General features: G+C 62.6%; 18 protein-coding genes. 9 read left to right on the top strand and 9 right to left on the bottom strand.

The genetic code is table 11. The features are described 5' to 3' along the window. Nucleotides 1-44: 44 nt before the first annotated feature. Nucleotides 45-2,483, bottom strand: a complete 2,439-nt coding sequence (locus QQ992_RS03745) for a Lon protease family protein (protein WP_019099374.1) — start codon at nucleotides 2,481-2,483, stop codon at nucleotides 45-47. A 251-nt stretch (nucleotides 2,484-2,734) separates the two neighbouring features. On the opposite strand from QQ992_RS03745, the gene QQ992_RS03740 reads away from it, so the two are divergent. From QQ992_RS03740 to QQ992_RS03725, 4 genes are all read left to right on the top strand, one after another. Further along, nucleotides 2,735-3,223 carry a DUF3015 domain-containing protein gene (locus tag QQ992_RS03740; RefSeq protein WP_016713355.1) on the top strand — a complete coding sequence of 163 codons (489 nt, stop codon included), beginning with the start codon at nucleotides 2,735-2,737 and terminating at the stop codon, nucleotides 3,221-3,223. Nucleotides 3,224-3,294: 71 nt separating this feature from the next. After that, nucleotides 3,295-5,148 carry an Lnb N-terminal periplasmic domain-containing protein gene (locus tag QQ992_RS03735; RefSeq protein WP_286112252.1) on the top strand — a complete coding sequence of 618 codons (1,854 nt, stop codon included), beginning with the start codon at nucleotides 3,295-3,297 and terminating at the stop codon, nucleotides 5,146-5,148. 90 nt (nucleotides 5,149-5,238) lie between these two features. Continuing rightward, nucleotides 5,239-5,595, top strand: coding sequence for a hypothetical protein (locus tag QQ992_RS03730; protein ID WP_119368793.1), 357 nt, complete (start codon nucleotides 5,239-5,241; stop codon nucleotides 5,593-5,595). A 71-nt stretch (nucleotides 5,596-5,666) separates the two neighbouring features. Continuing rightward, on the top strand, nucleotides 5,667-6,158 hold the full coding sequence (locus tag QQ992_RS03725; protein ID WP_286112251.1) for a GreA/GreB family elongation factor: 492 nt from the start codon (nucleotides 5,667-5,669) through the stop codon (nucleotides 6,156-6,158). A 141-nt stretch (nucleotides 6,159-6,299) separates the two neighbouring features. Here the strand turns inward: QQ992_RS03725 and gdhA are convergent, their stop codons facing one another. The 3 genes from gdhA to QQ992_RS03710 form a co-directional block, all read right to left on the bottom strand. Next, the gene (gene gdhA / locus QQ992_RS03720; RefSeq protein ID WP_027609768.1) at nucleotides 6,300-7,640 is read right to left on the bottom strand and encodes an NADP-specific glutamate dehydrogenase; all 1,341 of its coding nucleotides are present in this window, start codon (nucleotides 7,638-7,640) and stop codon (nucleotides 6,300-6,302) included. Between the two features lie 220 nt (nucleotides 7,641-7,860). Further along, entirely contained in the window at nucleotides 7,861-9,528 is a 1,668-nt protein-coding gene (gene ettA, locus QQ992_RS03715; protein WP_025754696.1) for an energy-dependent translational throttle protein EttA, read from the bottom strand. Nucleotides 9,529-9,767: 239 nt separating this feature from the next. Continuing rightward, nucleotides 9,768-10,175: a hypothetical protein gene (locus QQ992_RS03710; protein ID WP_286112250.1), complete on the bottom strand. Its 408-nt coding sequence runs from the start codon at nucleotides 10,173-10,175 to the stop codon at nucleotides 9,768-9,770. Nucleotides 10,176-10,423: 248 nt separating this feature from the next. Here QQ992_RS03710 and QQ992_RS03705 point away from each other — a divergent pair, with 248 nt between their 5' ends. From QQ992_RS03705 to QQ992_RS03695, 3 genes are all read left to right on the top strand, one after another. Next, nucleotides 10,424-14,254 carry a sensor domain-containing protein gene (locus QQ992_RS03705; protein ID WP_286112249.1) on the top strand — a complete coding sequence of 1,277 codons (3,831 nt, stop codon included), beginning with the start codon at nucleotides 10,424-10,426 and terminating at the stop codon, nucleotides 14,252-14,254. A gap of 182 nt (nucleotides 14,255-14,436) precedes the next feature. Then, nucleotides 14,437-15,690, top strand: coding sequence for a serine hydroxymethyltransferase (glyA, locus tag QQ992_RS03700; protein WP_016713363.1), 1,254 nt, complete (start codon nucleotides 14,437-14,439; stop codon nucleotides 15,688-15,690). 114 nt (nucleotides 15,691-15,804) lie between these two features. Next, nucleotides 15,805-16,758 carry an arsenic resistance protein gene (locus QQ992_RS03695; RefSeq protein ID WP_286112248.1) on the top strand — a complete coding sequence of 318 codons (954 nt, stop codon included), beginning with the start codon at nucleotides 15,805-15,807 and terminating at the stop codon, nucleotides 16,756-16,758. An 18-nt stretch (nucleotides 16,759-16,776) separates the two neighbouring features. On the opposite strand, the gene QQ992_RS03690 is transcribed toward QQ992_RS03695, so the two are convergent. Further along, the gene (locus tag QQ992_RS03690) at nucleotides 16,777-17,661 is read right to left on the bottom strand and encodes a homocysteine S-methyltransferase family protein (RefSeq protein ID WP_286113895.1); all 885 of its coding nucleotides are present in this window, start codon (nucleotides 17,659-17,661) and stop codon (nucleotides 16,777-16,779) included. Nucleotides 17,662-17,779: 118 nt separating this feature from the next. On the opposite strand from QQ992_RS03690, the gene QQ992_RS03685 reads away from it, so the two are divergent. Together QQ992_RS03685 and QQ992_RS03680 are read left to right on the top strand one after the other, a co-directional pair. Further along, nucleotides 17,780-18,601 carry an ABC transporter substrate-binding protein gene (locus tag QQ992_RS03685; RefSeq protein ID WP_286112247.1) on the top strand — a complete coding sequence of 274 codons (822 nt, stop codon included), beginning with the start codon at nucleotides 17,780-17,782 and terminating at the stop codon, nucleotides 18,599-18,601. Continuing rightward, a complete protein-coding gene (locus QQ992_RS03680) occupies nucleotides 18,598-19,419 on the top strand; it encodes an amino acid ABC transporter permease (protein ID WP_060500277.1) in 822 nt (273 codons plus the stop codon). The genes QQ992_RS03685 and QQ992_RS03680 overlap by 4 nt, the downstream gene beginning before the upstream one ends. A gap of 53 nt (nucleotides 19,420-19,472) precedes the next feature. On the opposite strand, the gene QQ992_RS03675 is transcribed toward QQ992_RS03680, so the two are convergent. The 4 genes from QQ992_RS03675 to QQ992_RS03660 all read right to left on the bottom strand — a co-directional run bounded on the left by QQ992_RS03675 (nucleotide 19,473) and on the right by QQ992_RS03660 (nucleotide 25,977). Continuing rightward, the gene (locus tag QQ992_RS03675; protein ID WP_286112246.1) at nucleotides 19,473-21,896 is read right to left on the bottom strand and encodes a TonB-dependent siderophore receptor; all 2,424 of its coding nucleotides are present in this window, start codon (nucleotides 21,894-21,896) and stop codon (nucleotides 19,473-19,475) included. A 92-nt stretch (nucleotides 21,897-21,988) separates the two neighbouring features. Then, nucleotides 21,989-22,912: a FecR family protein gene (locus tag QQ992_RS03670; protein WP_286112245.1), complete on the bottom strand. Its 924-nt coding sequence runs from the start codon at nucleotides 22,910-22,912 to the stop codon at nucleotides 21,989-21,991. Continuing rightward, nucleotides 22,909-23,430, bottom strand: a complete 522-nt coding sequence (locus QQ992_RS03665; protein ID WP_286112244.1) for an RNA polymerase sigma factor — start codon at nucleotides 23,428-23,430, stop codon at nucleotides 22,909-22,911. Before QQ992_RS03665 ends, QQ992_RS03670 begins: the two co-directional genes overlap by 4 nt. A 111-nt stretch (nucleotides 23,431-23,541) precedes the next feature. Then, the gene (locus QQ992_RS03660) at nucleotides 23,542-25,977 is read right to left on the bottom strand and encodes a TonB-dependent siderophore receptor (RefSeq protein WP_286112243.1); all 2,436 of its coding nucleotides are present in this window, start codon (nucleotides 25,975-25,977) and stop codon (nucleotides 23,542-23,544) included. Nucleotides 25,978-26,036 lie beyond the last annotated feature (59 nt).

Genomic DNA, 26,036 nt, shown 5'->3' with positions numbered 1-26,036 from the left:
GGCGCTGAACGGTAGCACATCGCCGCTAGCGCCGGTTTATTGACTCAGGCCGGTTTGGCCTGGGCAATCACCTCTTCGAGGCGTTCCTTTTCTGCCTTCTCGATTTCTTCCTCGCTGATCATTTCGGCGATTTCGCGCAGGCGTTCCACCACCCGGGCATTGACGCTGCCCTCGGTGAACTGGCCGTTGTCATCGAGCACTCCGGCCTCCTCGCCTACCAGCAGGCTCAGCGCCTCATCGGCCTGGCTGACCGCGTAGACGTGGAACATACCGTTCTCCACCGCCTGAAGCACGCGTTCGTCGAGCATCAGGGTGGCGACGTTGGCACGCGGAATGATCACCCCCTGCTCACCGGTCAGGCCACGGGCCTCGCACAGGCGGAAGAAGCCCTCGATCTTCTCGTTCACCCCACCCACTGCCTGCACTTCACCAAACTGGTTGATCGAACCGGTGATGGCAAAGCACTGCTTGAGCGGCGTGCGCGACAAGGCCGAAATCAGCGTACAGGCTTCGCCCAGCGAGGCGCTGTCACCGTCCACATAGCCGTACGACTGCTCCAGCGCGATGCTCGCGGAAATCGCCAGCGGGAACTCCTGGGCATAGCGGCTACCCAGGTAACCGGTCAGGATCATCACACCCTTGGAGTGAATCGGCTGGCCCAGGTTGACCTCGCGCTCGATGTCGACGATGCCGCTGCCGCCCGGGTACACGGTGGCCGAGATGCGCGCCGGCATACCGAACGCCGAGTCGCCCACTTCCAGCACGGTCAGGCCGTTGCACTTGCCAATGGCCGCGCCTTCGGTGTCGATCAGGATGATGCCGGCAAGCATGTCGTCCAGCACCCGCTGCGACACACGCCCGGTGCGGGTGGCCTTGGCCTTGAGCGCACGTTCGATGTGCCCGGCGTCGGTCATTTCGTCACTGGCCAACTGGCGGATGAAATCGGCTTCGCTGACCAGCTGGAACAGGTCACCGATGCGCGCCGACAGGCGCGACTGGTTCTCTGCCAGGCGGGCGCTGTAGGTCGCCAGGCGCGCCACCGCGTCACTGGTCAACGGCGCCATGCCCTCTTCGTTGGTGCGGGTACGCAACAGCTGGGCGAACTGCTCCAGGTTCTCGTCGACCATGGGCATGTCTTCGTCGAAGTCCACCAACACCCGGAACATCTCCTGGAAGTCCGAGTCGTGGTCCTGCAAGGCGTAGTACAGCTGGCGCGAGCCGATGATCACCAGCTTGACGTTGAGCGGAATCATCTGCGGCTGCAGGCTGACGGTGGCGACACGGCCCAGTTCACCGATCGGTGACTCCATCTTCAGCTTGCGCGACTGCAGGGAACGCTTGAGCGCATCCCACACGAATGGCTCGCCCAGCATCTTCTCGGCTTCGAGAATCAGGAAACCGCCGTTGGCACGGTGCAACGCGCCCGGGCGCAGCTGGCGATACGAGGTGTACAGCGCGCCCTGGTCGGTGCTGTATTCGATACGGCCAAACAGGTTGTCGTAGGTCGGGTGCGGCTCGAACACGACCGGCGCACCACCGGCGGCATGGTGGCCGACCACCAGGTTGGGCGCGTACTGCTCTTCGAGCAGCTTGCGCGCGGCAGCGTCGGTCTTGCTGTCGTCGACCAATTGCTCGACCACGGTGCGCAGCAGGTTCAGTTGCACCGACTGCAGGTAGGCGCACACTGCGGCGTTCTCGGCATACTTTTCCGACAACGGCGCCAGCAACGGTTGCAAGGCCAGGGTAATGGTTTCTTCATTCAGCTGGCGCAGCTGGTTGTTCGACTCACGCTTCCATTGCGGCAGGCTGGCCAGCTCTTCGTTCAACTGCTCTTCGAGCTGGGCAATGTCCTCGTGGAACTGTTCACGCACGTCTTCCGGCAACTGGGCGAACTCGGCTTCATCCAGCGCCTTGCCGTCTGCCATCGGGGTGAAGGCAACGTTGCTGGCGTCGCGGTACAAGGCCACGTCCTTTTCCAGCGAGGCGCGCTCGATCACATCCAGGGCGCGGTCATAACGCTGGTTGAAGGCACGGTCGATGGCGCCCTTCTTCTGCTGGTACGACGGGTGTTCGAACACGGCCGGGAAGGTGGCCAGCAGGTTGTCGATCAGCCCGCCCATGTCGGCGATGAACGCCCCGGCGCTGCCGGAAGGCAATTCCAGCGCACGCGGTTCACGGGTGTCGTCGAAGTGGTTGACGTAGACCCAGTCAGCCGGGGTCTGCTGGCGCTTGCCCTCGGCCTTGAGGTAGCGCTTGACGAACGAGAAGCGGCCGGTACCCGGCTCGCCCATCACGTACACGTTGTAACCGGGGCGTGGCATGGCCACACCAAACTGCAGGGCCTCGACAGCACGCTCCTGGCCCAGGACTCCGCGAAACGGCTCCAGATCGTCGGTATTGGTAAAGGCAAACTGCTCGGGTGAGAAACGCCGGGTCAGGGCTTCAGGCGCGAGACGCAGGCGCGCAGCGACAGGATCGGGCATTGGGTTTCCTTACTTCGGCGGGGCAGATACGCAGCATTCTGGCGCTGCCCGCGCGCGCCTTGCAAGGCTCTGCGGGACTTTATGTCGCAGCCCATGCAAGTCATGTAACAGCAAATTTTTCGCAATCAACAACGCAACCTTTAGATCGTGCCTAAACTCCAAGCTGCGCGGGTGGGTGAAATGCTTTCCCGACCTGGCAACCGAGTTGCCAGAAACCCTGACCCTTGGTTAAGACAAAGAGAACAAATGCTATGAAACGGATTCTTCTGGGTACTCTGTTCACCGTGGTCTCGCTGAACGCCATGGCTGAAGCGCCAGGCGGCCCGAACTGCGGCTGGGGCAACATGCTGTTCGAAGGCCAGCGCGGCACGCCGGCACACTTCCTGGCCTCCACCACCAACGGCACCTCCGGTAACGCCACCTTCGGCATGACCTCCGGCACCAACGGCTGCTCCACCAAAGCCTCGCTGACCTACGGCGGCAAGTCGTGGTTCGCCATGAACGGCATGATGAACGAGCTGTCCGAAGACATGGCCATGGGCCAGGGTGAAGCGCTGACCACTTATGCCGTGGTCCTCGGTGTGGCCCCTGAAGACCGTAGCTACTTCCAGTCGGTCGCCCACCAGCACTTCAACCAGATTTTCACCAGCGCCGACGTCACTGCTGAAACTGTCCACAGCAACACCCTGGCCGTTCTGAAGAACGACCCACGCCTGGCCAAATACGCTACCGAGGCCTAAGCCCTGCTGCTCCCGCCCCACCCGGGGCGGGTTTCGCCTTTTTCGGCATCGTCAAGAAGTAGTTGCCCGATATGCTCAAACGCCTCGCTGCCCTGGCGCTGTGTGCCTGCGCCCCTGTTCATGCTGCGCCCGTGCTGGACCAAGGCCGTCTCCAGCAACTGGCCAACACCCCTTACTGGATTGCCCTGGGCCATTACGAAACCGCCAAGCTCGGCGGCTGGCGCAGCTATGTGGACGACGATGCGTTCTTCCTCGCCAAGGACGGTGCGCACCACCCCGACCAAGAGCTGCAAGCCACGGTCGACGCGCTGTATGCCCCGGCCAGCCTCGGCGACAAGCATGCCCAGTGTGTATTCCCTGCACGCACCCGCTGGCTACGTGAACAGCTTGGCCTGCAAGGCCTGCCGCAACCGGATTGCCAGGAATTCAAGACCTGGTACCAGTCGATCGACCCGCACAGCGCCGCGTTGATTTTCCCGGCGGCCTACCTGAACAGCCCATCGTCCATGTTCGGCCACACCCTGCTGCGCATCGACCAGTCCAACACCCGCAGCGACGACACCACGCTGCTGAGCTACGCGATCAACTTCGGTGCCTACATCGAAGGCAGCGACAACAGCATCCTGTACGCCTGGAAGGGCCTGATGGGCGGTTACCCCGGGCTGTTCGCGCTGATGCCCTACCAGGAAAAACTGTCCGAATACCGCAGCCTGGAAAACCGCGACCTGTGGGAGTACCAGCTGGACCTCACCCCCGAAGAAACCGGGCGCATGGTCGAACATGTGTGGGAGTTGAAGCAGATCCAGTTCGACTACTTCTTCTTCGACGAAAACTGCTCGTACCGCTTGCTGGAGCTGCTGCAAGTGGCCCGGCCGAGCCTGGACCTGACCTCGCAGTTCCCGCTGACAGCCATCCCGACCGATACCGTGAAGGCCGTGAAGCAGTCCGGCCTGGTCGCCAGCGAGACATACCGCCCTTCTCGCGAACGTGAATTGCTGGCCCGCGCCGAGCCACTGGACCACGGCGAAAAGCAGCAGGTGCTGGCCGTGAGTGCCGACACCGCACAATTGCAAAGCCCCGATTTCAAAGCCCTGCCCCGCGAACGGCAAGCGCTCGTGCAAGATGCCGCGTACCGCCTGGAGCGTTACCGGGCCAACGGCCAGGAACGCGACCCTGGGCAGGCGAAGCGCAGCTTCGAGCTGCTGCGGGCAATCAACGGCAACCCGCCGCCGCCCCTGCAAATCGAGCGCCCCGGCCTGCCCGAAGATGGCCACGATTCACGCACCTGGCAGCTGGGCGTGGGCACCCGTGAAGACCGCGCCTACGCCGAGTATGGCCTGCGCATGGCCTATCACGACCTCAACGACAACGCCTACGGTTTCCCATTGGGTGCGCAGATCGAGATCCTGCAACTGAAGGTGCGCCAATACGAAGGCAACGACTGGCAAGTGCAGCGCCTGGACCTGGCCACCATCCGTTCGTTGACACCGCGTAACGAGCTGCTCAAGCCCTGGTCATGGCAAGTGGCTGGCGGTCTGGAGCGAGTGCCCGGCAAGCACGATGACGAAGTGCTGGTCGGTCATGTGAATGGTGGCGCCGGTGGCACCTGGCAGTTGGCCGATGGCTTGCTGGGCTTTGCCTTGGGCACGGTGCGAGTCGAGCATCACAACGACTTCGCTGAATTCATTGCCCCAGCGGCTGGGTTCAATGGCGGCCTGCTGTGGCGCAACGGGCTGGGCAACCTGACACTGGAGGCCAAGGGCGACTACTTCACCAATGGTGAAGTACGGCGCAGTGTGAGCCTGAACCAGCAGTGGGAGATCAGCCAGAACCTGGGCGTGCGGTTAAGTGCATCGCGCGAGTTCAGCCACCTGGCGACGGCGCAGAATGAGGTGATGCTGGAGCTGAAGTGGTATCACTACTAGTGACCCAATCGACTCTTTGACACCGTTTTGACAGCTCCCCGACAAATCGCCACCTAGACTTTCCATAATCAACTGGAGGGCTGGGTGGTTATGTCGCGGTACTGGTTCGGCGTGTGCATGGCGTTGTTGCTGTCAGGTTGCGAAACCACCCACGAGCAGATGGTCAACCGTGGTTATCCGCCTGCCTATGCCGATGGCTTCCAGGACGGCTGCAGCAGCGGCCGCCAGGCCGCCGGGCTGATGGTGGGCAACTTCCGCAAGGACGTGCCGCGCTACCTGCACGAGCGTCAGTATGAAACCGGCTGGGACGACGGCTTTCGCCAGTGCCACGCCATGCAGAACAGCGAAGAACAGCGCGAGTACCATGAGCGCTTCTGGGACGAGCGCGACCGGGAGTGGCAACAGGAAAAGGATCGCGGCGCCGCAAAAGCCTATCGCCACAACTAAGTCAGTCGCAAACGGACATCCCTTGAAACCGTCGGCCTGCCATGCTGGTCTTCAGCACAAGGAGGCCCAGCATGAGCCGAGCATTCGTCAACGAAGACCAGGCGGCCGCCCAGGCCGACCAGCCGGTAGAACGGCGCGTCAGCGAACAACCCAACTACGTCACTGCCAACGGCCTGTGCCAGCTGCAGGCCCGCGTGGCCGAACTGAATGCCTTGCGCAGCGAACTGCAGGCGCAGGGTGAGCGTGGCGACAAACAGCGGCTGGCCGAGACCGAGCGGGATCTGCGTTACTTCAGTGCGCGGGTGCAGAGTGCCCAGGTGGTGCCGACAGCGACTTCACGCAGCAAGGTGCAGATTGGTAGCCGGGTGCGGTTTGTGGATGCGCAGGATCAGGAACAGGTGGTGCAGCTAGTGGGCGAGGATGAAGCCGATGCGGGGCGCGGGTTGATCAACTGGGGTTCGCCGTTGGGGCGGGCATTGCTGGGCGCAGGGCCTGGGGATGAGGTGGTCTGGCGACGGCCGGTGGGGGACCAGATGATCGAGATTCTCGAGATTGGTGGTTGAGAAACCTGGGGCTGCTTTGCAGCCCATTCGCGGCACAAGGCCGCTCCCACAGAGATATCACAGGGCCCGAGGCGTGTGCTGTCCCTGTGGGAGCGGCCTTGTGCCGCGAATGGGCCGCAAAGCGGCCCCGGCGATCTCAGATCAGACCACGCCTTGAGCCAGCATCGCATCGGCCACTTTCACAAAGCCCGCGATGTTCGCACCTTTGACATAGTTGATACGGCCATCCGCCTCTTCACCGTAATGCACACACGCATGGTGAATCGACTGCATGATGTTGTGCAGCTTGCTGTCCACTTCACCGGCAGTCCACAGCAGGCGCATGGCGTTCTGCGACATTTCCAGGCCCGACACGGCCACGCCGCCGGCGTTGGAGGCCTTGCCCGGGGCGTACAGAATGCCAGCATCCAGGAAGATATCCACAGCCTCGAGGGTGGTCGGCATGTTGGCGCCTTCGGCCACGCAGATGCAGCCGTTGCGCAGCAGGGTGCGGGCGTCTTCGGCGCCCAGTTCGTTCTGCGTGGCGCACGGCAGGGCGATGTCGCACGGCAGGCTCCACGGGGTCTGGCCCTTGCGGAACTCCAGGCCGAACTGCCCGGCCAGCTCGCTGATACGGCCACGCTTGACGTTCTTCAGTTCCATCACCGCATCCCACTGGGCGTCGGTCAGGCCAGCTTCGGCGTACAGGGTGCCTTCGGAGTCGGACAGCGAGATCACCTTGCCGCCCAGGTCCATGACTTTGCGCGCCGCATACTGGGCCACGTTGCCCGAGCCGGAAATCGCCACACGGCAACCATCGATACGCTTGTCCTGGCGCTTGAGCATTTCTTCAGCGAAGTACACGCAGCCATAACCGGTGGCTTCAGGGCGGATCAGGCTGCCGCCGTAGGTCATGCCCTTGCCGGTCAGCACCGAGGTGAACTGGTTGGCCAGGCGCTTGTACTGGCCAAACATGAAGCCGATTTCGCGGGCACCCACGCCGATGTCACCAGCAGGTACATCGCAGTCAGCACCGATGTGGCGGTACAGCTCGCTCATGAACGCCTGGCAGAAACGCATCACTTCAGCGTCGCTCTTGCCTTTCGGGTCGAAGTCCGAGCCACCTTTGCCGCCACCCATGGGCAGCGAGGTCAGCGAGTTCTTGAACACCTGCTCGAAGGCCAGGAACTTCAGCACGCTGAGGTTCACCGACGGGTGGAAGCGCAGGCCGCCCTTGTACGGGCCGATGGCGCTGCTCATCTGGATGCGGTAGCCGCGGTTGACCTGCACCTTGCCCTGGTCATCGACCCAGGAAACGCGGAACAGCACAGCACGCTCCGGCTCGACCATACGCTCAAGGATGCCGGATTGCAGGTAATGCGGGTTGGCTTCAAGGAATGGCCACAGGGTGCGCAGCACCTCTTCCACCGCCTGGTGGAACTCGGGTTGGCCTGGGTCACGCTGTTGCAGGCGTGCAAGGAAATTGTCGACAGATTCGATCATGGTAGACATCTCACCGAAGGTTTTGGACTTATTGGTTTTTTCAGGAATGTACCAAGAAGCAATCGCACTGGAATAGGGCGTGATGTCGTTTTTTTGAAATTATTTGGTGCGTTTTATGTAAGTGTATACAAAATGCCTGCCGAAACAGCCGTTTCCAAGGTTCACCAAGGCACAAAAATGGGGCTCCGAAGAGCCCCATTCTTGTGCAACTCAAACCGGCTTACTGGGCCAGTTTTTTGTGCCGTACACGGTGCGGCTGGGCAGCAGCATCGCCCAGGCGCTTTTTGCGGTCGGCTTCGTACTCGGTGTAGTTACCCTCGAAGAACACCACGTTCGAGTCGTCTTCGTACGCCAGGATGTGGGTAGCCACACGGTCCAGGAACCAACGGTCGTGGGAAATCACGATCGCGGCGCCCGGGAAGTCCAGCAGGGCTTCTTCCAGCGAACGCAGGGTTTCAACGTCCAGGTCGTTGGACGGTTCGTCGAGCAGCAGGACGTTGCCGCCCTCCTTCAGGGTCAGGGCCAGGTGCAGGCGGCCACGCTCACCACCGGACAGGTCCTTGACGAACTTCTGCTGGTCGCCACCCTTGAAGTTGAAGCGGCCAACGTAGGTACGCGACGGGATCTCGTAGTTGCCGATGCGGATCATGTCGGAACCGTCGGAAATCTGCTGGAACACGGTCTTGGCGCCGTCCAGGTCTTCGCGGCTCTGGTCCACGCAGGCCAGTTGCACGGTTTCGCCGATCTCGATGCTGCCCGAGTCCGGCTGTTCCTTGCCCATCAGCATGCGGAACAGGGTCGACTTACCGGCACCGTTACCACCGATAACGCCGACGATGGCGCCTTTTGGCATGGCGAACGACAGGTTGTCGATCAGCACGCGGTCGCCGTAGCCTTTGGTGACGTTCTTGAACTCGATGACCTTGTCGCCCAGGCGCGGGCCAGCCGGGATGTAGATCTCGTTGGTTTCGCTGCGCTTCTGGAATTCCTGCGACTGCATTTCTTCAAAGCGCTGCAGACGGGCCTTGGATTTGGACTGGCGAGCCTTGGCGCCTTTGCGCACCCACTCCAGTTCCTCTTTCATGGCCTTCTCGTGGGCGCTCTGCTGCTTGGATTCCTGCGCCAGACGGTCCGACTTGGCTTCCAGCCAGCCCGAGTAGTTGCCTTCGTACGGGATACCGGCGCCGCGGTCCAGTTCCAGGATCCAGCCGGCGACGTTGTCGAGGAAGTAACGGTCGTGGGTAATCGCAACCACGGTGCCCGGGAAGTCGTGCAGGAAGCGCTCCAGCCAGGCGACCGAGTCGGCATCCAGGTGGTTGGTGGGTTCGTCGAGCAGCAGCATGTCGGGGGCCGACAGCAGCAGGCGGCACAGGGCCACACGGCGCTTCTCACCACCGGACAGGTGCTCGATGCGGGCATCCCAGGCTGGCAGGCGCAGGGCATCGGCGGCGACGTCCAGCTGGCGCTCCAGGTTGTGGCCATCGGCGGCTTGCAGAATGGCTTCCAGCTTGGCCTGTTCGGCAGCCAGCTTGTCGAAGTCGGCATCCGGTTCGGCGTAGGCGGCGTAAACCTCGTCCAGGCGCGCCTGGGCGTCCTTGATCACGCTGACGGCTTCCTCGACCACTTCGCGAACGGACTTGTTAGGGTCCAGTTGCGGTTCCTGCGGCAGGTAGCCTACGTTGATGTCGGGCATCGGACGGGCTTCGCCGTCGAATTCCTTGTCGACGCCCGCCATGATCCGCAGCAGGGTCGATTTACCGGCGCCGTTCAGGCCGAGCACGCCAATCTTGGCGCCCGGGAAGAACGACAGGGAAATGTTCTTGAGAATTTCCCGCTTCGGCGGCACGACCTTGCTCAGCCGATGCATGGTGTAGACGTATTGAGCCAAAACCAAGCCCTCTAATCAGATAGGTAAAGACATCGACGATCGCCCCGGCGCGCTGGCCAGGGAGATGTGTGTTTGGGTGTCGTTGAACAAAGTCGACCATTCTACGCCAACGCACGGCGTTGCATAGGAGGGGGCGATGGTGGGCTGGGATCAGGGTGATCCCGGGGAGAAATTCATTGCCTGTACCGGCCTCTTCGCGGGCTTGCCCGCGAAGAGGCCGGTACAGCACCCGAGATGGCTCAGACGTGACGCTGCCTGGCCTTGCCACGCGGCAACCGGCAACGGTCACCCTGCTCGGCCAGGCGCGCAGCCCAGGCAGACTTCACGCTGAAGCCACCGCTGCGGGCAGGCTGCTGCTCGGCAACCTTGGCGGGTTTGGCGACCGCAGGCGCCGTGCTGACCACCTTGGCTGCCGGCTTGTTGGCCGCAGCAACTGCAACTGCCGGCTCTGCTGCCGCCTTGGCGGTCTTGCGCAGTTCAGCCAGCGATGGGGCCTTGCTTTTGGCGGCGTTGGCCGCCTCGGGTTTGCTCAGCGAACGCTGGCAAGACTTGCAGGATACGTCCTCGGTCACGGCAGTGCTGACAAGGGTCTGACTGCTGCGCCCACAGGCGGAATCGAGGCCATTGGAGGAAAAGTGAGTAACCAAAACCGAACATCTCCGATGCGTTGTCATGTGAAGCGGGCGCTATTCTCGCACAGGTTGCAGGGGCTTGCCGAACCACCCGGCAGGCACCATCGGTCAACATGGCTGGCACTTTGCCATAATCCTAGGCATGCTAGCCGGTTTCAGGTGTCCGGCCTTATAGTGCGCCACCGCGTTGCGGCAGCCAGGTACCGGCACACACCGTGCATGATCCTTCCCTGCCATCGCCAGCCCAATCGCAGGATCAACGCTTGACCAACCTAACTCATCCGTCGTCATTGCGTTCCGCGCCACAAGCGCCCGCCGCTACCCTGCGCGGGTCGATCAAGGGTGCGCTGGCGCTGCTGGCCCTGATCCTGCTGGGCCTGCTGCTGTGGCAGCTGTTCGCCCAGTTCAACCACACCCAGGCCGACCTGCGCAAACAAAGCCTGGACGCCACCGCAGAGCTGGCCGACCACCTGAGCCTGAACATGGCGTTCAAGGCACAGCAGGCCGTGAACGTGGTACAGCCCTACGTCAATGCGCCGACGCCTGCCGCCCTGCCCAGCCTGCTGGATACCCTGCGCCAACGCCTGCCCGCCCTGCAGAGCATGGCCTGGCTGGACAGCGCCGGGCAGCTGCGCAGCGACAGCCTGCCAGGCAGCCCAGACCGCCAGTTGCTTGACGAGTTGCTCACGCTGAACCAGGGGCGCCCGTACTTCTTTACCAATTCGGCCGACAATCGAACCTTGTACCTGCTGCTGCGCCAGGCCGCCGAACAGGACCGCGGCTACTGGCTGCTGCGCCTGTCACCGGACTACTACCGCGAGCTCACCATTCACCTCGATGGCGGCGGCCACCCGCTGTGGCTGCTGGAAAACAGCCGCAGCGGCGAAGTGCTGCAGCAGCACGCCCCAACCGACACCAGCCATGAGCCGTTGCAAAGCGTGATGCTGGCCTTCATCGACAACAGCACCTGGCAACTGCGCGGCCTGTTCGACGCCAAGCTGACCCAGCAAAAATTGCTGCCCGCGCTGATCGGCAAATGCTTGCTGGTGCTGTTCTGTGCCCTGCTGCCGGTGTTGGCGCTGATCAACATGCGCCGCCGCCAGCGCGCGCTGCAGGAAGACCGCCGGCGCTACCAGGAAATCTTCGAAGGCACCGGCGTGGCCCTGTGCGTGCTCGACCTGTCCAGCCTGCCCGGTCAGCTCGACCGCTACCACCTGCGCAACCACGCCGCACTCAGGCACAGCCTGGCGCTGGACCCGAACCTGCGCCGCTCGCTGTTGCTGGAGCTGAAGATTACCGAGGTCAACCAGGTAGCGCGCCAGCTGTTGAACATCGAATGCCACGAAGGGGCCTGGCAGCGGCTGATCGATGGCAGCGGCGATGGCCGCGACAGCGTCGGCATGCAACTGATCGACGCGCTGATCGAACAACGCCAGGTGCTGGAGCTTGAAGTGCGCCTGCCGGCTCCGCTGGGTGGCGAGTTGCACCTGTGGCTGATGGCGCGCCTGCCGCAGCAGCGCCGCGACTACCAGGCCGTGATCCTCAGCATCAGCGACATCACCAGCCGCAAACAGGTCGAGCTGTCGTTGCTGGAGCGCGAAAGTTTCTGGTCGGACGTGGTGCGCACCGTGCCCGATCAGCTGTACGTGCAAGACGTAGTCAGCCAGCGGATGATCTTCAGCAACCGCCACCTGGGGCAGACCCTGGGCTATGACCGTACCGAGCTTGCGCAGATGGGCGACCGCTTCTGGGAGCTGCTGCTGCACCCCGAAGATGCCGCGCACTACCAGGCATTGCGCCAGCAACAGCGTGACAACGGCCATGATCAACCGCTGCACTGCCAGCTGCGCTTCCGCCACCGTGATGGAGGCTGGCGCTGCTACGACATCCGCGAACAGGTGCTGACCCGTGACGCCGATGGCCTGGTAACGCGCATCATCGGCGTGGGCAAGGACGTGACGGTGCAGATCGAGGCCAGCCAGTCGCTGCGCGACAGTGAACAGCGCTACCGCATGCTCGCCGAAAGCATCAGCGACGTGATCTTCTCCACCGACAGCCTGCTGCAGCTCAACTATGTCAGCCCCTCGGTGCAGAGCGTGCTGGGCTACCAGGCAGACTGGATTTTCGCCAACGGCTGGCAGTCGATCATCGCCAACCCGGCCCAGCTCACCGGCATCTACAGCCTGATGGAGCGCGTCAGCAACGCCATGGGCGACCCGGCACAACTGGCCCAGCTGCGCAGCCAGCTGCCAACCCAGCTGTTCCTGTTCGACTGCCTGCGCGCCGATGGCCGCAAGATCCCGATCGAGCTGCGCCTGGTGCTGGTGTGGGACGATGACCAACGCTTTGAAGGCGTGCTTGGCGTGGGCCGCGACATCAGCCAGCAACGCCGCGCCGAAAAAGACCTGCGCATGGCCGCGACGGTATTCGAGCACTCCACGTCGGCGATCCTCATCACCGACCCGGCCGGCTATATCGTCCAGGCCAACGAAGCGTTCAGCCGTGTCAGCGGTTATGCCGTCAGTGAAGTGCTCGACCAGCTGCCGGGCATGCTTACCGTCGATGAGCAGCAGGAAGGCCACCTGCGCTATGTGGTCAAGCAACTGCACCAGCGCGGCAGCTGGGAAGGCGAGGTGTGGCTCAAGCGCCGCGACGGCGACCATTACCCGGCGTGGGTCGGCATTACCGCCGTACTCGATGACGAGGGCGACCTGGCCAGCTACGTGTGCTTCTTCACCGACATCAGCGAGCGCAAGGCCAGCGAACAGCGTATCCACCGCCTGGCCTACTACGACGCCCTCACCCACCTGCCCAACCGCACACTGTTCCAGGACCGCCTGTACAACGCCCTGCAGCAGGCCGAGCGGCAGAAGGCCTGGGTGGTGCTGATGTTCCTCGACCTGGACCGTTTCAAGCCGATCAACGACTCCCTCGGCCATGCCGCCGGCGACCGCATGCTCAAGGACATGGCCCTGCGCCTGCTGGCCTGCGTGGATGACGACGACACCGTGGCGCGCATGGGTGGCGACGAGTTCACCCTGCTGCTGCAACCGCGCCCCACCCGCGAAATGGCCCTTAACCGCGCCATCCACGTGGCCGAGAACATCCTCGGCAGCCTGGTGCGCCCATTCGTGCTGGAAAACCGCGAGTTCTTCGTCACCGCCAGTATCGGCATCGCCCTCAGCCCGCAGGATGGCGGCGAGCTGAGCCAGTTGATGAAAAACGCCGATACCGCGATGTACCACGCCAAGGAACGCGGCAAGAACAACTTCCAGTTCTACCAGGCCGAAATGAACGCCAGCGCCCTGGAACGGCTGGAACTGGAAAGCGACCTGCGCCATGCCATGGAGCAGAACGAGTTCATCCTCTACTACCAGCCGCAGTTCAGCGGCGACGGCAAGCGCCTGACCGGTGCCGAAGCGCTGCTGCGCTGGCGCCATCCGACCCGTGGCCTGGTGCCACCGGGCGACTTCATCCCGGTGATTGAGGAGCTGGGCCTGGTGGTGGACGTGGGCGACTGGGTGCTGCGCGAGGCCAGCCGGCAGCTCAAGGCCTGGCACAAGGCCAAGGTGCGAGTACCCAAGGTGTCGGTGAACATTTCCGCGCGGCAGTTCTCCGACGGCCAGTTGGGCACGCGCATTGCCAACATTCTTGAAGAAAGCGGCCTGCCGCCTGCGTGTCTGGAGCTGGAACTGACCGAAAGTATCCTGATGCGCGAAGTGAACGAGGCGCTGCAGATTCTTGCCAGCCTGAAGAACCTCGGCCTGAGCATTGCGGTCGACGACTTCGGCACCGGCTACTCGTCGCTCAACTACCTCAAGCAGTTCCCCATCGACGTGCTGAAGATCGACCGCACCTTCGTCGACGGCCTGCCCGAAGGCGAGCAGGATGCGCAAATTGCCCGGGCGATCATCGCCATGGCCCACAGCCTCAACCTGGCGGTCATCGCCGAGGGTGTGGAAACCCACGAACAGCTGGAGTTCCTGCGCGAACATGGTTGCGACGAGGTACAGGGCTACCTGTTCGGGCGGCCAATGCCGGCGCATCAGTTCGAGGCGCAGTTCTCCAACGAGACCCTGTTCATGTTCCATTGAGGGGGTGCAAAGCCCCCTCAAAAGCGGACTTTCGGGTCAACTACCGCGCCCGCGCAGCCCAGACACGGCGCGGGATGCAACATGAAGCCCATTGGTCCGCGACTTGATGCCACTTCATATGCCAGCCGCGAATCAATCGGTTAGAATGCCCCCCCAAACTACCCCGATCCTTGAGGACCGCCATGTTCAGCCGTGATTTGACCATTGCCAAGTACGACGCCGAGCTCTTCGAAGCCATGCAGCAAGAAGCTCTGCGCCAGGAAGAGCATATCGAGCTGATCGCTTCGGAAAACTACACCAGCCCGGCCGTCATGGAAGCTCAGGGCTCGGTCCTGACCAACAAGTACGCCGAAGGCTACCCAGGCAAGCGCTACTACGGTGGTTGCGAGTACGTCGACGTCGTCGAGCAACTGGCCATCGACCGTGCCAAGGAGCTGTTCGGCGCCGACTACGCCAACGTCCAGCCGCACGCCGGCTCCCAGGCCAACGCTGCCGTCTACTTGGCCCTGCTGTCGGCCGGTGACACCATCCTGGGCATGAGCCTGGCCCACGGTGGCCACCTGACCCACGGTGCTTCGGTAAGCTCCTCGGGCAAGCTGTACAACGCCATCCAGTACGGCATCGACGGCAACGGCCTGATCGACTACGACGAAGTCGAGCGCCTGGCTGTCGAGCACAAGCCGAAGATGATCGTTGCCGGCTTCTCGGCCTACTCGCAGGTTCTGGACTTCGCCCGCTTCCGCGCCATCGCCGACAAGGTCGGTGCCTACCTGTTCGTCGACATGGCCCACGTTGCCGGCCTGGTTGCCGCTGGCGTGTACCCGAACCCTGTTCCGTTCGCCGACGTGGTCACCACCACCACGCACAAGACCCTGCGCGGCCCGCGCGGCGGCCTGATCCTGGCCCGTGCCAACGCCGACATCGAGAAGAAGCTGAACTCCGCTGTCTTCCCGGGCGCCCAAGGCGGCCCGCTGGAGCACGTCATCGCCGCCAAGGCCATCTGCTTCAAGGAAGCCCTGCAGCCTGAGTTCAAGGCTTACCAGCAGCAAGTGGTGAAGAACGCCCAGGCCATGGCCAGCGTGTTCATCGAGCGTGGTTTCGACGTGGTTTCCGGCGGTACTCAGAACCACCTGTTCCTGCTGTCGCTGATCAAGCAGGAAATCTCCGGTAAGGACGCTGACGCCGCCCTGGGCAAAGCCTTCATCACCGTCAACAAGAACTCGGTACCGAACGACCCACGTTCGCCGTTCGTCACTTCGGGCCTGCGTTTCGGCACCCCAGCCGTTACCACCCGTGGTTTCAAGGAAGCCGAGTGCCGCGAGCTGGCCGGCTGGATCTGCGACATCCTGGCTGACCTGAACAACGAAGCGGTCATCGACGCTGTACGTGAGAAGGTCAAGGCCATCTGCAAGAAGCTGCCGGTTTACGGCAACTGATTGGCGATTGCCTGATGTGAAGAAGCCCGGCCTAGTGCCGGGCTTTTTCGTTTGCGCCACTGCAATCACGTATTACCCTGTGCCCCCATTCACTCATTGAGCACAGGCCGCACCTTGACCAGGGAACAACTCGAAACCCACCAGATCCCGATCTACTTCGCCGCCGTGCTTGCGGCCGTTGCCTTCGGCTTGATGGCCAGCGACAGCGCCAGCCAGCTGGAAGCCTTGGTCACCCCCGCCATCGCCGTGCTGATGTATGCGATGTTCCTGCAGATCCCTTTCCTCGACCTGCGTCAGGGTTTGGGCAACCGCCGCTTCATCACCGCGCTACTGCTCGCCAACTTCATCCTTGTGCCGTTACTGGTCTGGGCCATTACCCGTGGGCTGGTGGAACACCCGGCGATCCTCGTCGGCGCCTTGCTGGTGCTGCTTACGCCGTGCATCGACTATGTGGTGGTGTTCACCCACATCGGCAAAGGCGACTCGCGCCTTACCCTGGCCGCTACACCTGTGCTGCTGTTGCTGCAACTGGTGCTACTGCCGGTGTATCTGGCCTGGATGCTGGGAGACAGCAGCAACGTGGCAATCTCCATCGCCCCGTTCGTGGAAGCCTTTGTACTGTTGATTGTGCTGCCAATGATCCTGGCCGTGCTCACCAGTGCCGGCGCTCGTCGCTCAGGCGCGGTTTCCGCCTGGAACAACGCCTGGGCCTGGTTGCCCGTACCGGCGATGGCCCTGGTGCTGGTGGTTGTGATCGCCTCGCAGATTGCTGTGGTGCTGCGAGATTTCGACCGTTTGCTACCGGTCATTCCGGTGTACATCGGCTTCATGTTGCTGGCGCCCGTGCTCGGGTTCATTTCGGCGCGGCTGCTGCGCCTGCCTGCTGCTGAAGCACGCTCGGTCACCTTCAGCGCCGCCACGCGAAACTCGCTGGTGGTGCTGCCGCTGGCATTGGCATTGCCCGAAACGATACGCGGGTTGGCGGCTGCGGCGGTGATCACGCAGACACTGATGGAGTTGGTGAGCGAGCTTGTCTATGTAAGAGCGGTGCCACGGGCCATACGCTGACCCGTGGCTAAGCAGGCTTTACCGCAAATTGCGTTTCAGCTCGGCGATATGCTCCGGGCCGATACCACAGCAGCCACCGATCATGCTGGCGCCCCGTTCACGCCAGTCATTGGCCCAGGCCAGATAGCCCGGCGGGTCAAGGTCTTCGCGCAGCTCATCCAGGCCGTCGTTGGCGGTGGCCTCCTTCGGCTGCGGCGGGAAGGCGTTGGCATAGGCGCCGATCGCGATGTCGGCGTTGCGTTGCTCGATCAACGCGTGCGCCACATCGACCGCAGCGCCAATGACCTCGGGCTGGCTGCAGTTGAACAGCACCGCGGCGGCGCCCAGATCAACCACGGCGGCAATGGCATCTGCCACCGGCTCACCGGAACGCAGACGCGGGACTTCATCAACCTCTTCGTCCTGCAGGGTGAACGACACCCAGAACGGCTTGCCGTCTGCCGGCAAGTGGGCGTGAATGGCCTGCACCTCGGCCACCGAACTCTGGGTTTCTGCCAGCCACAGGTCGACATGTGGCGCCAGGCCCTGCAGCAGCGGCGACAGCACTTCTGCCACGCGCTCGGGCTGGAACAGGTCTGGGCGATAGGAGCCGAACAGCGGCGGCAGCGACCCCGCCACCCGGACCGGGTGCGGGCCGGCATCTGCCGCGTGGCGCGCGAGTTGGCCTGCGGTATTGGCCAGTTGCCGCCCTTCTTTGGCAAAGCGCTCTTCGCCGATGTGGAACGGCACCACCGCATAGCTGTTGCTGGTGATGACTTGCGCACCGGCGGCGATGAACGCTGCGTGCACCCCAACCACCGCCTCGGGCGCTTCGCTCAGCGCCAGTGCCGACCATTCGGGCTGGCGAAACGGCGCCCCACTGCGCTGCAGCTCACGGCCCATGCCGCCGTCGAGAATCACCATCGCTCGCTGTTTCATATAACTTCTCTGAAGGTTCTTATGAATTAAATTCATTAGTTCATGGACGTTTATAACTATTAAATACCCTATCACTCCTTTGCCCAACATATCAGGTATGTACATGCGATTTTCTACCGTGCTCGGTGCAGGCCTCGTGCTGCTCGCCACTGCTTCCCAGGCCTTTGCCGGCGCCACGCTCGAGCGGGTTGAATCGCGCAAGGAACTGGTCAACGTGCTGATGGAAAGCTACCCGCCGTTTTCCTTCCTCAACGACCAGAACCAGCTGGACGGTTTTGACGTGGACGTCGCCAAGGCCGTGGCAGACAAACTCGGCGTCAAGCTGCGCCTCGAAACCCCTTCCTGGGACGTGATCGCGGCGGGCCGCTGGAGTGGGCGCTACGACATCTGCATCTGCTCGATGACCCCGAGCAAGGCACGCAGCGAAGTGTTCGACTTCCCGGTGGAGTACTACGCCTCACCTGCGGTGATCGTGGTCAATGCCAAGGACGAACGTATCCACACCGCCAAAGACCTGGATGGCCTCAAGGTGGGCCTGACCAGCGCATCGAGCTACGAAAGCTACCTGAACAAGAACCTGGTCATCGAAGGCGACGAAGACAAGAAGATCGAATACCCCTTCGACTTCGTGCAGATTGCGCCATACGACACCGACAACGTCGCCTTCCAGGACCTGGGCCTGGGCGCCGGCGTGCGCCTGGACGCCATTCTCACCAACCTGGTAACCGCGCAACCGCGCCTGGACCAGGACAAGCGCTTCAAGCTGGCCGGCGCCCCGCTGTATGAAGAGCCGAACTCGGTGGCCATCGAAAAGGGCGACGCCGAGTGGGATGCCAAAGTGCGCCAGGTGTTTGCCGAGCTGAAGGCTGATGGCACCCTGGCCAAGCTCTCGCAGAAATGGATTGGCGCCGATATCAGCAAATGAGCACCTTCCCCCCCTCCCCCAAGCCCGTGGTCAAGCCCACGGGCGCTGGCCTGTTCGGCTTTCGCACCCGGTTACTGCTGACCTGGCTGGCATTGTTCGGCCTGTTCGTTGCGTTTTTCCTCAGCTTCGATCTCAAGTTTTCGATCATTCTGGAGAAGTTTCCGAACCTTGCCGGCTTCCGGCTGGGGCCTAACGGCTTTCTGCAAGGCGCAGCGCTGACCCTGTTTCTGTGCCTGTGCTCGATGGTGGTATCGGTGCTGTTCGGCTTTGCCGCTGCACTGGCGCGGTTGTCGAACAGCGCGGTGCTGGTGGGCATCGCCAGCTTCTACACCTCGTTCTTCCGCGGCACCCCGCTGCTTATCCAGATTTTGCTGATCTACCTGGGGCTACCCCAACTTGGCCTGGTACCCGGCGCCATCAGTGCCGGCATCATCGCGCTGTCGCTGAACTATGGCGCCTACCTGAGCGAGATCTTCCGCGCCGGCATCCTGGGCGTGGCGCGGGGCCAACGTGAAGCGGCACTGGCCCTGGGCATGCGCACGCCACAGATCTTCTGGCACATCACCTTGCCCCAGGCCATGCGGGTGATCATTCCGCCTACCGCCAACCAGTTCATCTCGATGTTGAAGGATTCATCGCTGATTTCGGTCATGGGGGTGTGGGAGGTGATGTTCCTTGCGCAATCGTATGGGCGATCGAGCTATCGCTACCTGGAGATGCTGACGACGGCGGCAGTTATCTACTGGGTGCTGTCGATCCTGCTGGAGCTGGTGCAGGCGCGGCTGGAGCGGCATTTTGGCAAGGCCTATCAGCGGTAGCCGACAGGCACACGGCCAGCGATGGGGCGTGATGCACCCCATCGTTTCCCCTGTCAGAACCGGTATTCCACACTGGTCATGAAGTTGCGCGGTTCGCCATACACCACCCAGCTGTCGGCGTAGCCGTAGTACGTCTTGTCGAACACGTTGTTGAGGTTGAGCTTCACACTCAGGTCGCGGGTAACGTCATACCGCGTCATCAGGTTCACCACCGCGAAACTGCCTTGGGTGAAGGTGTGCAGGTCCTGGCCATACTTGCTCTGCCAGTTCACGCCACCGCCCACGGTCAGCTTGTCCAAGGCGCCCGGCAGGCGGTAGGTGGTGAAGGTTTTCACGCTGTGGCGCGGGATATTGGTGACGATGCGCTGGTCGTCCTGGTCGGTGCTGACACTGTAGGCATAACCGGCCATGGCCTGCCAACCCTCTGCCAGTTCGCCATCCAGCGACAGCTCGACGCCTTCGGTGGTAGTGCCCTGTTCAAGGGTGTAGATGTCCGGGTCACGCAGGTACACGGCCAGGTTGTCCTGCTCGATCTTGAACAGCGCCAGGCTGGCGTTGAGCTTGTCGTCGTTGAAGCTGCCCTTCACGCCTACCTCGTAGCCCACCCCTTCCTGCGGGTCCAGCGCCTTGTTGTTGATGTCCTTCATGCCGTATTGCTGCGGATTGAAGATTTTGGTGTAGCTGCCGTACAGCGACCAGGTGTCGTTCAGGTCGTAGACCAGCCCGGCGTAGGGCAGGAAGATGCCATGCCGGTTCTGGCTGTCCTTGGTACTGGTGCCGCTGTAGCTGATGTTCTCGTTCTCGCGCTTCCAGTCGGTCACCCGGCTGCCGAGGATCAGGTGAGTGTTGTCGGTGATATGAAAGCGCGACGTCAGGTAGGCCGCGTACTGGTTTTCGTCGATCAGGCTTTTGCCCACCGGGGTGGTATCCGGGCGTGGGCCGCTGCCATCCCAGGTGAAGAAGTTGTCGATGGTGCCGTCATAGCCGGTCCATGGCCCGTACCAGCCGCCCCGCTCCGGGGTGTGCTCCCGGTAACGAGACAGGGTGGTGCCAACGATCAGCTCATGCTCGCGGCCGAACAGGCTGAAGGGGCCGGTGACGTAGGCGTCCAGTGTGTTCTGACGTGGGGTGCCGGACCAGCGGTTGGGGTACATGTAGGCACCGGCGCCGGTCTGCTGGTCGATGCTGCCGTTGAGGTAGTTGGTCAGTTGGTCGAAGGAGTTTTGCGTGTGGCTGAGCTCGACCTTGGCGCTCCAGCCATTGTCGAACGTGTGCTCGATGGAGCCGAAAAGGTTGGTCACCTTGCGGTCGTAATAGGCCCAGTCAGGCGAGCTGTTGGTCGAGCGCGGGAAGTCGGTTTTCTGGCCATTGCTGAAATACACCGGGAAGCCCGCACGTAGCGGCGAGTTGGTGTGGGTGTTGGCGTAGCTGAACCCCAGGGTGAGCAAGGTCGACTCCGTCAGGTCGAACTCGGTAATGCCATACACCAGCGCGGCATCCGACGACATGCGGTCAACCCAGTAGTTCTGGTCCTTGTAGTCCACCACCAGGCGCCCGCGCACATTGCCCGTTTCGGTCAATGGCCCCGAAGCATCGAAGCCCAGGCCGTAGCGGTCCCTGCTACCGGCCTCGGCGGTGACGCTGAACTGCGGCTCGAAGGTGGGCCGTTTGCGGATCAGGTTGATGGTCGCCGAAGGCGTGCCGGTGCCGCTGATCAACCCGGTGGCGCCCCGTACGATCTCGACCCGGTCGTACATGGCGGTGTACTGGGTGGAGTTGTCGATGCGCGACGAAGTCGGCACACCGTCGATTTCGAAGTTGTTGATCTGGAAGCCACGCGACCAGTAGGTGTTGTTCTCGGCGCCGATGCTGGTATGCGACGCGGTGATGCCTGGCGTCTGCTCCAGCACCTCGTTGAGGGTGGTGAGCTTCTGGTCATCCAGGCGCTGGCGGGTCATGACCGTCAGCGATTGCGGGGTTTCCTTCGGCGTCAGGTTCAGGCGCGTGGAGCTGCTGGAGGAATACGTGGTGTACAGCCCGGTGCCTTCGGTAGTCGACCCCGGCGCCTTGCCGGAAATGCTCAAGGTCTCCAGCTGCACACTGTTACCCGCGCGGGCTGGCAAGGTGATGACGAAGCTGCTGGCATTGGGCTGGCTGAGCTGCGCATTGCTGCCGGCCACCAGGGTGCGAATGGCATCGCCCGCGCTGAACTGGCCCAGCACCGCAGAGGATGACTGGCCCGTGACTTCGCTGGCGCTGTAAATCACCTGATAGCCGCTTTGCGCGCTGAACGCATCGAGCGCATCGGCCAGTGCCTGAGCGGGAATGTCGAAACTGAAACGCTGGTTCTGCGCCTGCGCAGCGTTTGCCTCGGCAGCCTGCACTGGCAGCCCGGGTAATACAGAGAAAAAGCTGGCCGCCAGCACGGCACTGGCCAATGGGCGGTGGCTGAAAACAGAATCGCGTGGGTGCTGCATGTGTACTCCCCGGAAAAATGCGAATGCAAATATTTCTTATGTGTGGGGTGTGACGCAGCAGAATCGGTAATCCCCGCGCGGGTAAAAAAAAATTATCGAATGATCAACCAGTGCCCCAGCAACGGGTGGACTTGCAGCTGTTGGCTGCTGACCAAGGCATCCAGGGCGCTGTCGGCTTTGTCCAGGTTGAAGCTGCCGCTTACCCGCCGCTGCCCGGCCTGTTCGTTCAGCAACACCAGGCGCTTGCCTTGGTAACCGGCCAGTTGCTGCAGCACCTGTTGCAATGGCACCTCACGCACCCGCAACTGCCCGGTGCGCCAGGCCAGCAGGCGCTCGGCATCAACCGTTTCCGGCGCGCTTACCCGCTCGCCCTGAACTTCCAGGCGTTGCCCCGGAGCGAGCAATCGCTGTTGTGCCGGCGTGCTGACGTGCACCCGGCCGCTGAGCAACACCACCTCATCACCCGCCGCTGCGCGGCTGACCGAAAAACGCGTGCCCAGCACTTCGACCTTGGCCTCGTCGACGTGCACCACGAATGGCCGACCGTCGTGCACCACGTCGGCAAACAACCGCCCTTGGCGCAGCCGCACGGTGCGCGTAGCGCCCTGCATGTCCACATCCACCTCGCTGGCGCTGTCCAGCCACAGGCGGGAGCCATCGTTCAGCAGCACCTCGCGGCGCTCGCCCGCCAGCGTGGCGTAATCGCTGCCCAAGCCCTGCAACGCCGGCACCGACAGCCAGACCGCACCAGCGGCCACTAGCAGGCAGGCAGCGGCAGCGTAACGCGGCCAACGCCTGGCCTTGGCACGGTCGGCCTTGCGCACCCGGTGTGCGGGCAGTTCAAGGGTTTGCCACAGTTGCTCCACCTCGGCATATGCCCGTGCGTTTTGTGGTTGCAGCCGCCAGGCCTCGAACGCCGCATGCTCTTCGCTGCCAGGGTTTTCGGCGCGCAGGCGGGTAAACCAATCCAGGGCTTGCTGGTGCGCGATAGGGTCGTGGTCGGGAGAGGCGGTCATGGCGATTCAGTCTTGATGCGGGCATCCAGCACGGCGGCGGCGCAGTGGCTGAGGGCTTTGTTCAAATGCCGCTCGACGGCGCGCTCATTGACGCCAAGCCGCGTGGCGATGTCCTTGTAGCTCATTTGCTCCACCCGGGCCAGCAGAAACACCTCACGGGTGGGCGATGGCAAGCCATCGATCAACCGCTCCAGGTGCGCCAGCGTGTTGCCCGCCATCGCACTGCGCTCGGGCGTGGTATCGGTCAGTAACTGGTCCAGCGCTTGCTCGTCGTTCACCCCACGCACCTGGGTACGGCGGGCGTGGTCGATGCTCAGGTTGGTGGCGATGCGGTAAAGGAACGCGCGCAGGTTGCCAACCTGGCCGTGCTCGCTGTGCAGCAGGCGCACGAAGGCGTCCTGCAGCAAGTCCCGGGCCGTTTCGCGGCAGCGCACCTTACGGGTGAGGAAGGCCAGCAATTCGTTGCGGTGCCGTTGGTAGAGCAGCGACAGGCTGCGGGCTTCCTGCTCGTCGGACATGGACTGGCGCGTATGCTGGGGTGGCTGGAGCGGCGATGCTAGCGTTGTTGAGAATTGATCGCAAGTGTAAAACAGCGACGCGGCCGCTCCTGCACCGACCGCGTCAGCCGCTTAGAACCTGGCCCGCAGCGCCAGGTTGAAATTGCGCGGCTCGCCGTAGAAGTTCCAGTAGTTGGGGTTGCCCAGGGTCTGGTAGTACTTCTTGTCGAACACGTTATCCAGGTTGTACTGCACTTCAAGGTTCTTGTTGATCTCGTAGATCGCATGCAGGTTGGTCAGGTGGTAGGCGTCCTGCTGAATCTTGTAGTCACTGTCCACTTCGGTCTGGGTCATCTTGCTCTGGGCGTAGAAGCTGCCGCCTACACGCAGCTGGTTGAGTGCACCTGGCAGACGGTAATCGGTCGCGACCTTGAACAGGTGGCGTGGCGAGGCACCGTTGAAGTCTTCGCCTTTCTGCTCACCGCCGATGTACTTGGACTGGGTATAGGTGTACCCCGCCGACACGTTCCAGTTCGGCAGTACCTCACCGGTCAGCTCAAGCTCGATGCCTTTGTTGCGTACCTTGTCGGATGCGCGGTAGCAGGCCCAATCCTTTTCACAAAACACTTCCTCGGCACGGCCAGTCTGATCGGCCTGGAACAGCGCGATGGAGGTTTGCAGACGCTTATCCAGGAACTCACCTTTCAAGCCGATTTCGTAGTTGCTGCCAGTCATTGGCTGGAGCGTTCTGCCATCCACGTCCTGCGCACTCTGCGGCTTGAAGATTTCGGTGTAACTGGCATAGGCCGACCAGTTTTCGTTCAGGTCCTGCACCAGGCCCGCATAAGGGATGACCTCGCCACTTTTGGAAAAGTGGCCATAATCTGTTGGTTCACGCACGCCGTTGGTGTCGTCCAGCGAGTCGTGGCTGTACCAGCTCCAGCGGCTGCCGAGGATGAACGTGGTGGAGTCGGTGAGGCTGAACCGGCTGGCCGCATACACGCCCTTCTGCTCCTGGGTGCGGTTGTATTGCCACTGGTTGACGTTAAGACCGGTCGGCCTGGGCGGGTCGAACGCCGCTAGGTTGTTCATGTCGACGATGTAGCGGTAGGTGGCATCGCGCCCGCCGTGATAGTCGAAGTCGTCCTTGTTCCAGTTGCCGCCCACGATCAGCTCATGCTGGCGGCCCAGCAGCTGGAACGGACCGGTGAAGTAGCCATCGATGCTGGTCTGGGTGTCATCGTAGCGAAAGTGACGCGGGTTGAGGGTGAACAGGTCAGTGCCGCCGCCCGGGAAAGTGTAGTTGCCCAGAAAGTCCGACTTCGCCCACATCTGGTTCACGGCCACCACGCCTTTCCAGCCGTTGGCGAAGGTGTGCTGAACATCGGCGAACAGGGTGGTATTACGCTTGTCCAGGTGGTTCCAGTCGCCGGTCAGCGAAGTGGAGCGCGAAATCGGGTAAAACGCGCCGCTCTCCTGGCTGGGCAGGCCCGACCAGTCATAACCGGAGTTGCGTTCCTTCTGGTAGGTAAAACCGAAGGTGGCTAAGGTCGACTCGTTCAGGTCGGCTTCAAGGATGCCGTAGAACAGCTGGTTTTCTTTCTGGGCTGTATCCAGGTAGCTGTTGGCGTTGTTGTATGAGATGACCGAGCGACCGCGTAGAGTACCCGCCTCATTCAACGGCGCAGACAGGTCGACCATTGTCTTGTAATCGTCCCAGGAGCCGACCGACGTTTCAATCAGCGCCTGGCGCTCGGCAGTGGGCCGCTTGCGGATCAGGTTGATAGACGCCGAAGGGTTGCCCGCGCCCTCCATCAGGCCAGTGGCGCCGCGTACCACTTCCACCCGGTCGTAGATGTCGGTGTTGGGCTTGGACATGGCGTCCATCGAGTAAGCATTGCCGATGTTGGTCGGCACACCGTCAATCTGCAAATTGTCGACCGACTGCCCGCGAGCCTGGTAGAGCGAGCGCTCGCCACCGTTCTTGACGATGGTGATGCCGGTAGCATTGCGCATCACGTCATCGAGGTTTTTCATGTTCTGGTCATCCATGCGCTGGCGGGTGACCACGGTGACCGACTGCGGCGTTTCGCGCAGGCTCATCGGCAGCTTGGTGGCGGTGGACGAACGGCCCGTGGCGTAAGCCCCCGTGCCCTCCGTCACATCGCCAAGGCCCTGACCGGAGATGGTGGTGCTACCCAAGGTCACGGCGCCTGCCGCCGCTTCGGCCTGGCGCACCAGCTGGAACTCCCGCTCGCCCGTGCGCACGGCTTCCACACCGCTGCCGGCCAACATTTGCGCCAGCGCCTGCTCCACACTGGTGGCGTGCACCACCTGGCTCTGCTTGTTGGCCGTGAGCGTGGCATCACCGCCAATCAACAACCCGGCCTGGCTGGCCAGCAGGTTCAGTTGCCGCGCCAGTGGCCCGGCCGGGATGTCGAACACCACGCCTTGCGCCGCTGCGCCGGTGTTGTCGGCCTGGGCAGCGGCAACATGGCCGCCAAGGGCAAGGAAAATGGCAAGGGCCAGTGGATGACGGCGCAGGGAAGCAGAGTCGCGAAGCAGCATGAAAGGGGTCCTTCCGGAAGCAGGATGAAGTAGCGTCATCCCACCAAGCGCATGAGCAC

It is taken from the genome of Pseudomonas kurunegalensis, assembly GCF_030291635.1.
GTDB lineage: Bacteria > Pseudomonadota > Gammaproteobacteria > Pseudomonadales > Pseudomonadaceae > Aquipseudomonas > Aquipseudomonas monteilii.
This window is presented reverse-complemented; position numbering and strand designations above follow the sequence as displayed.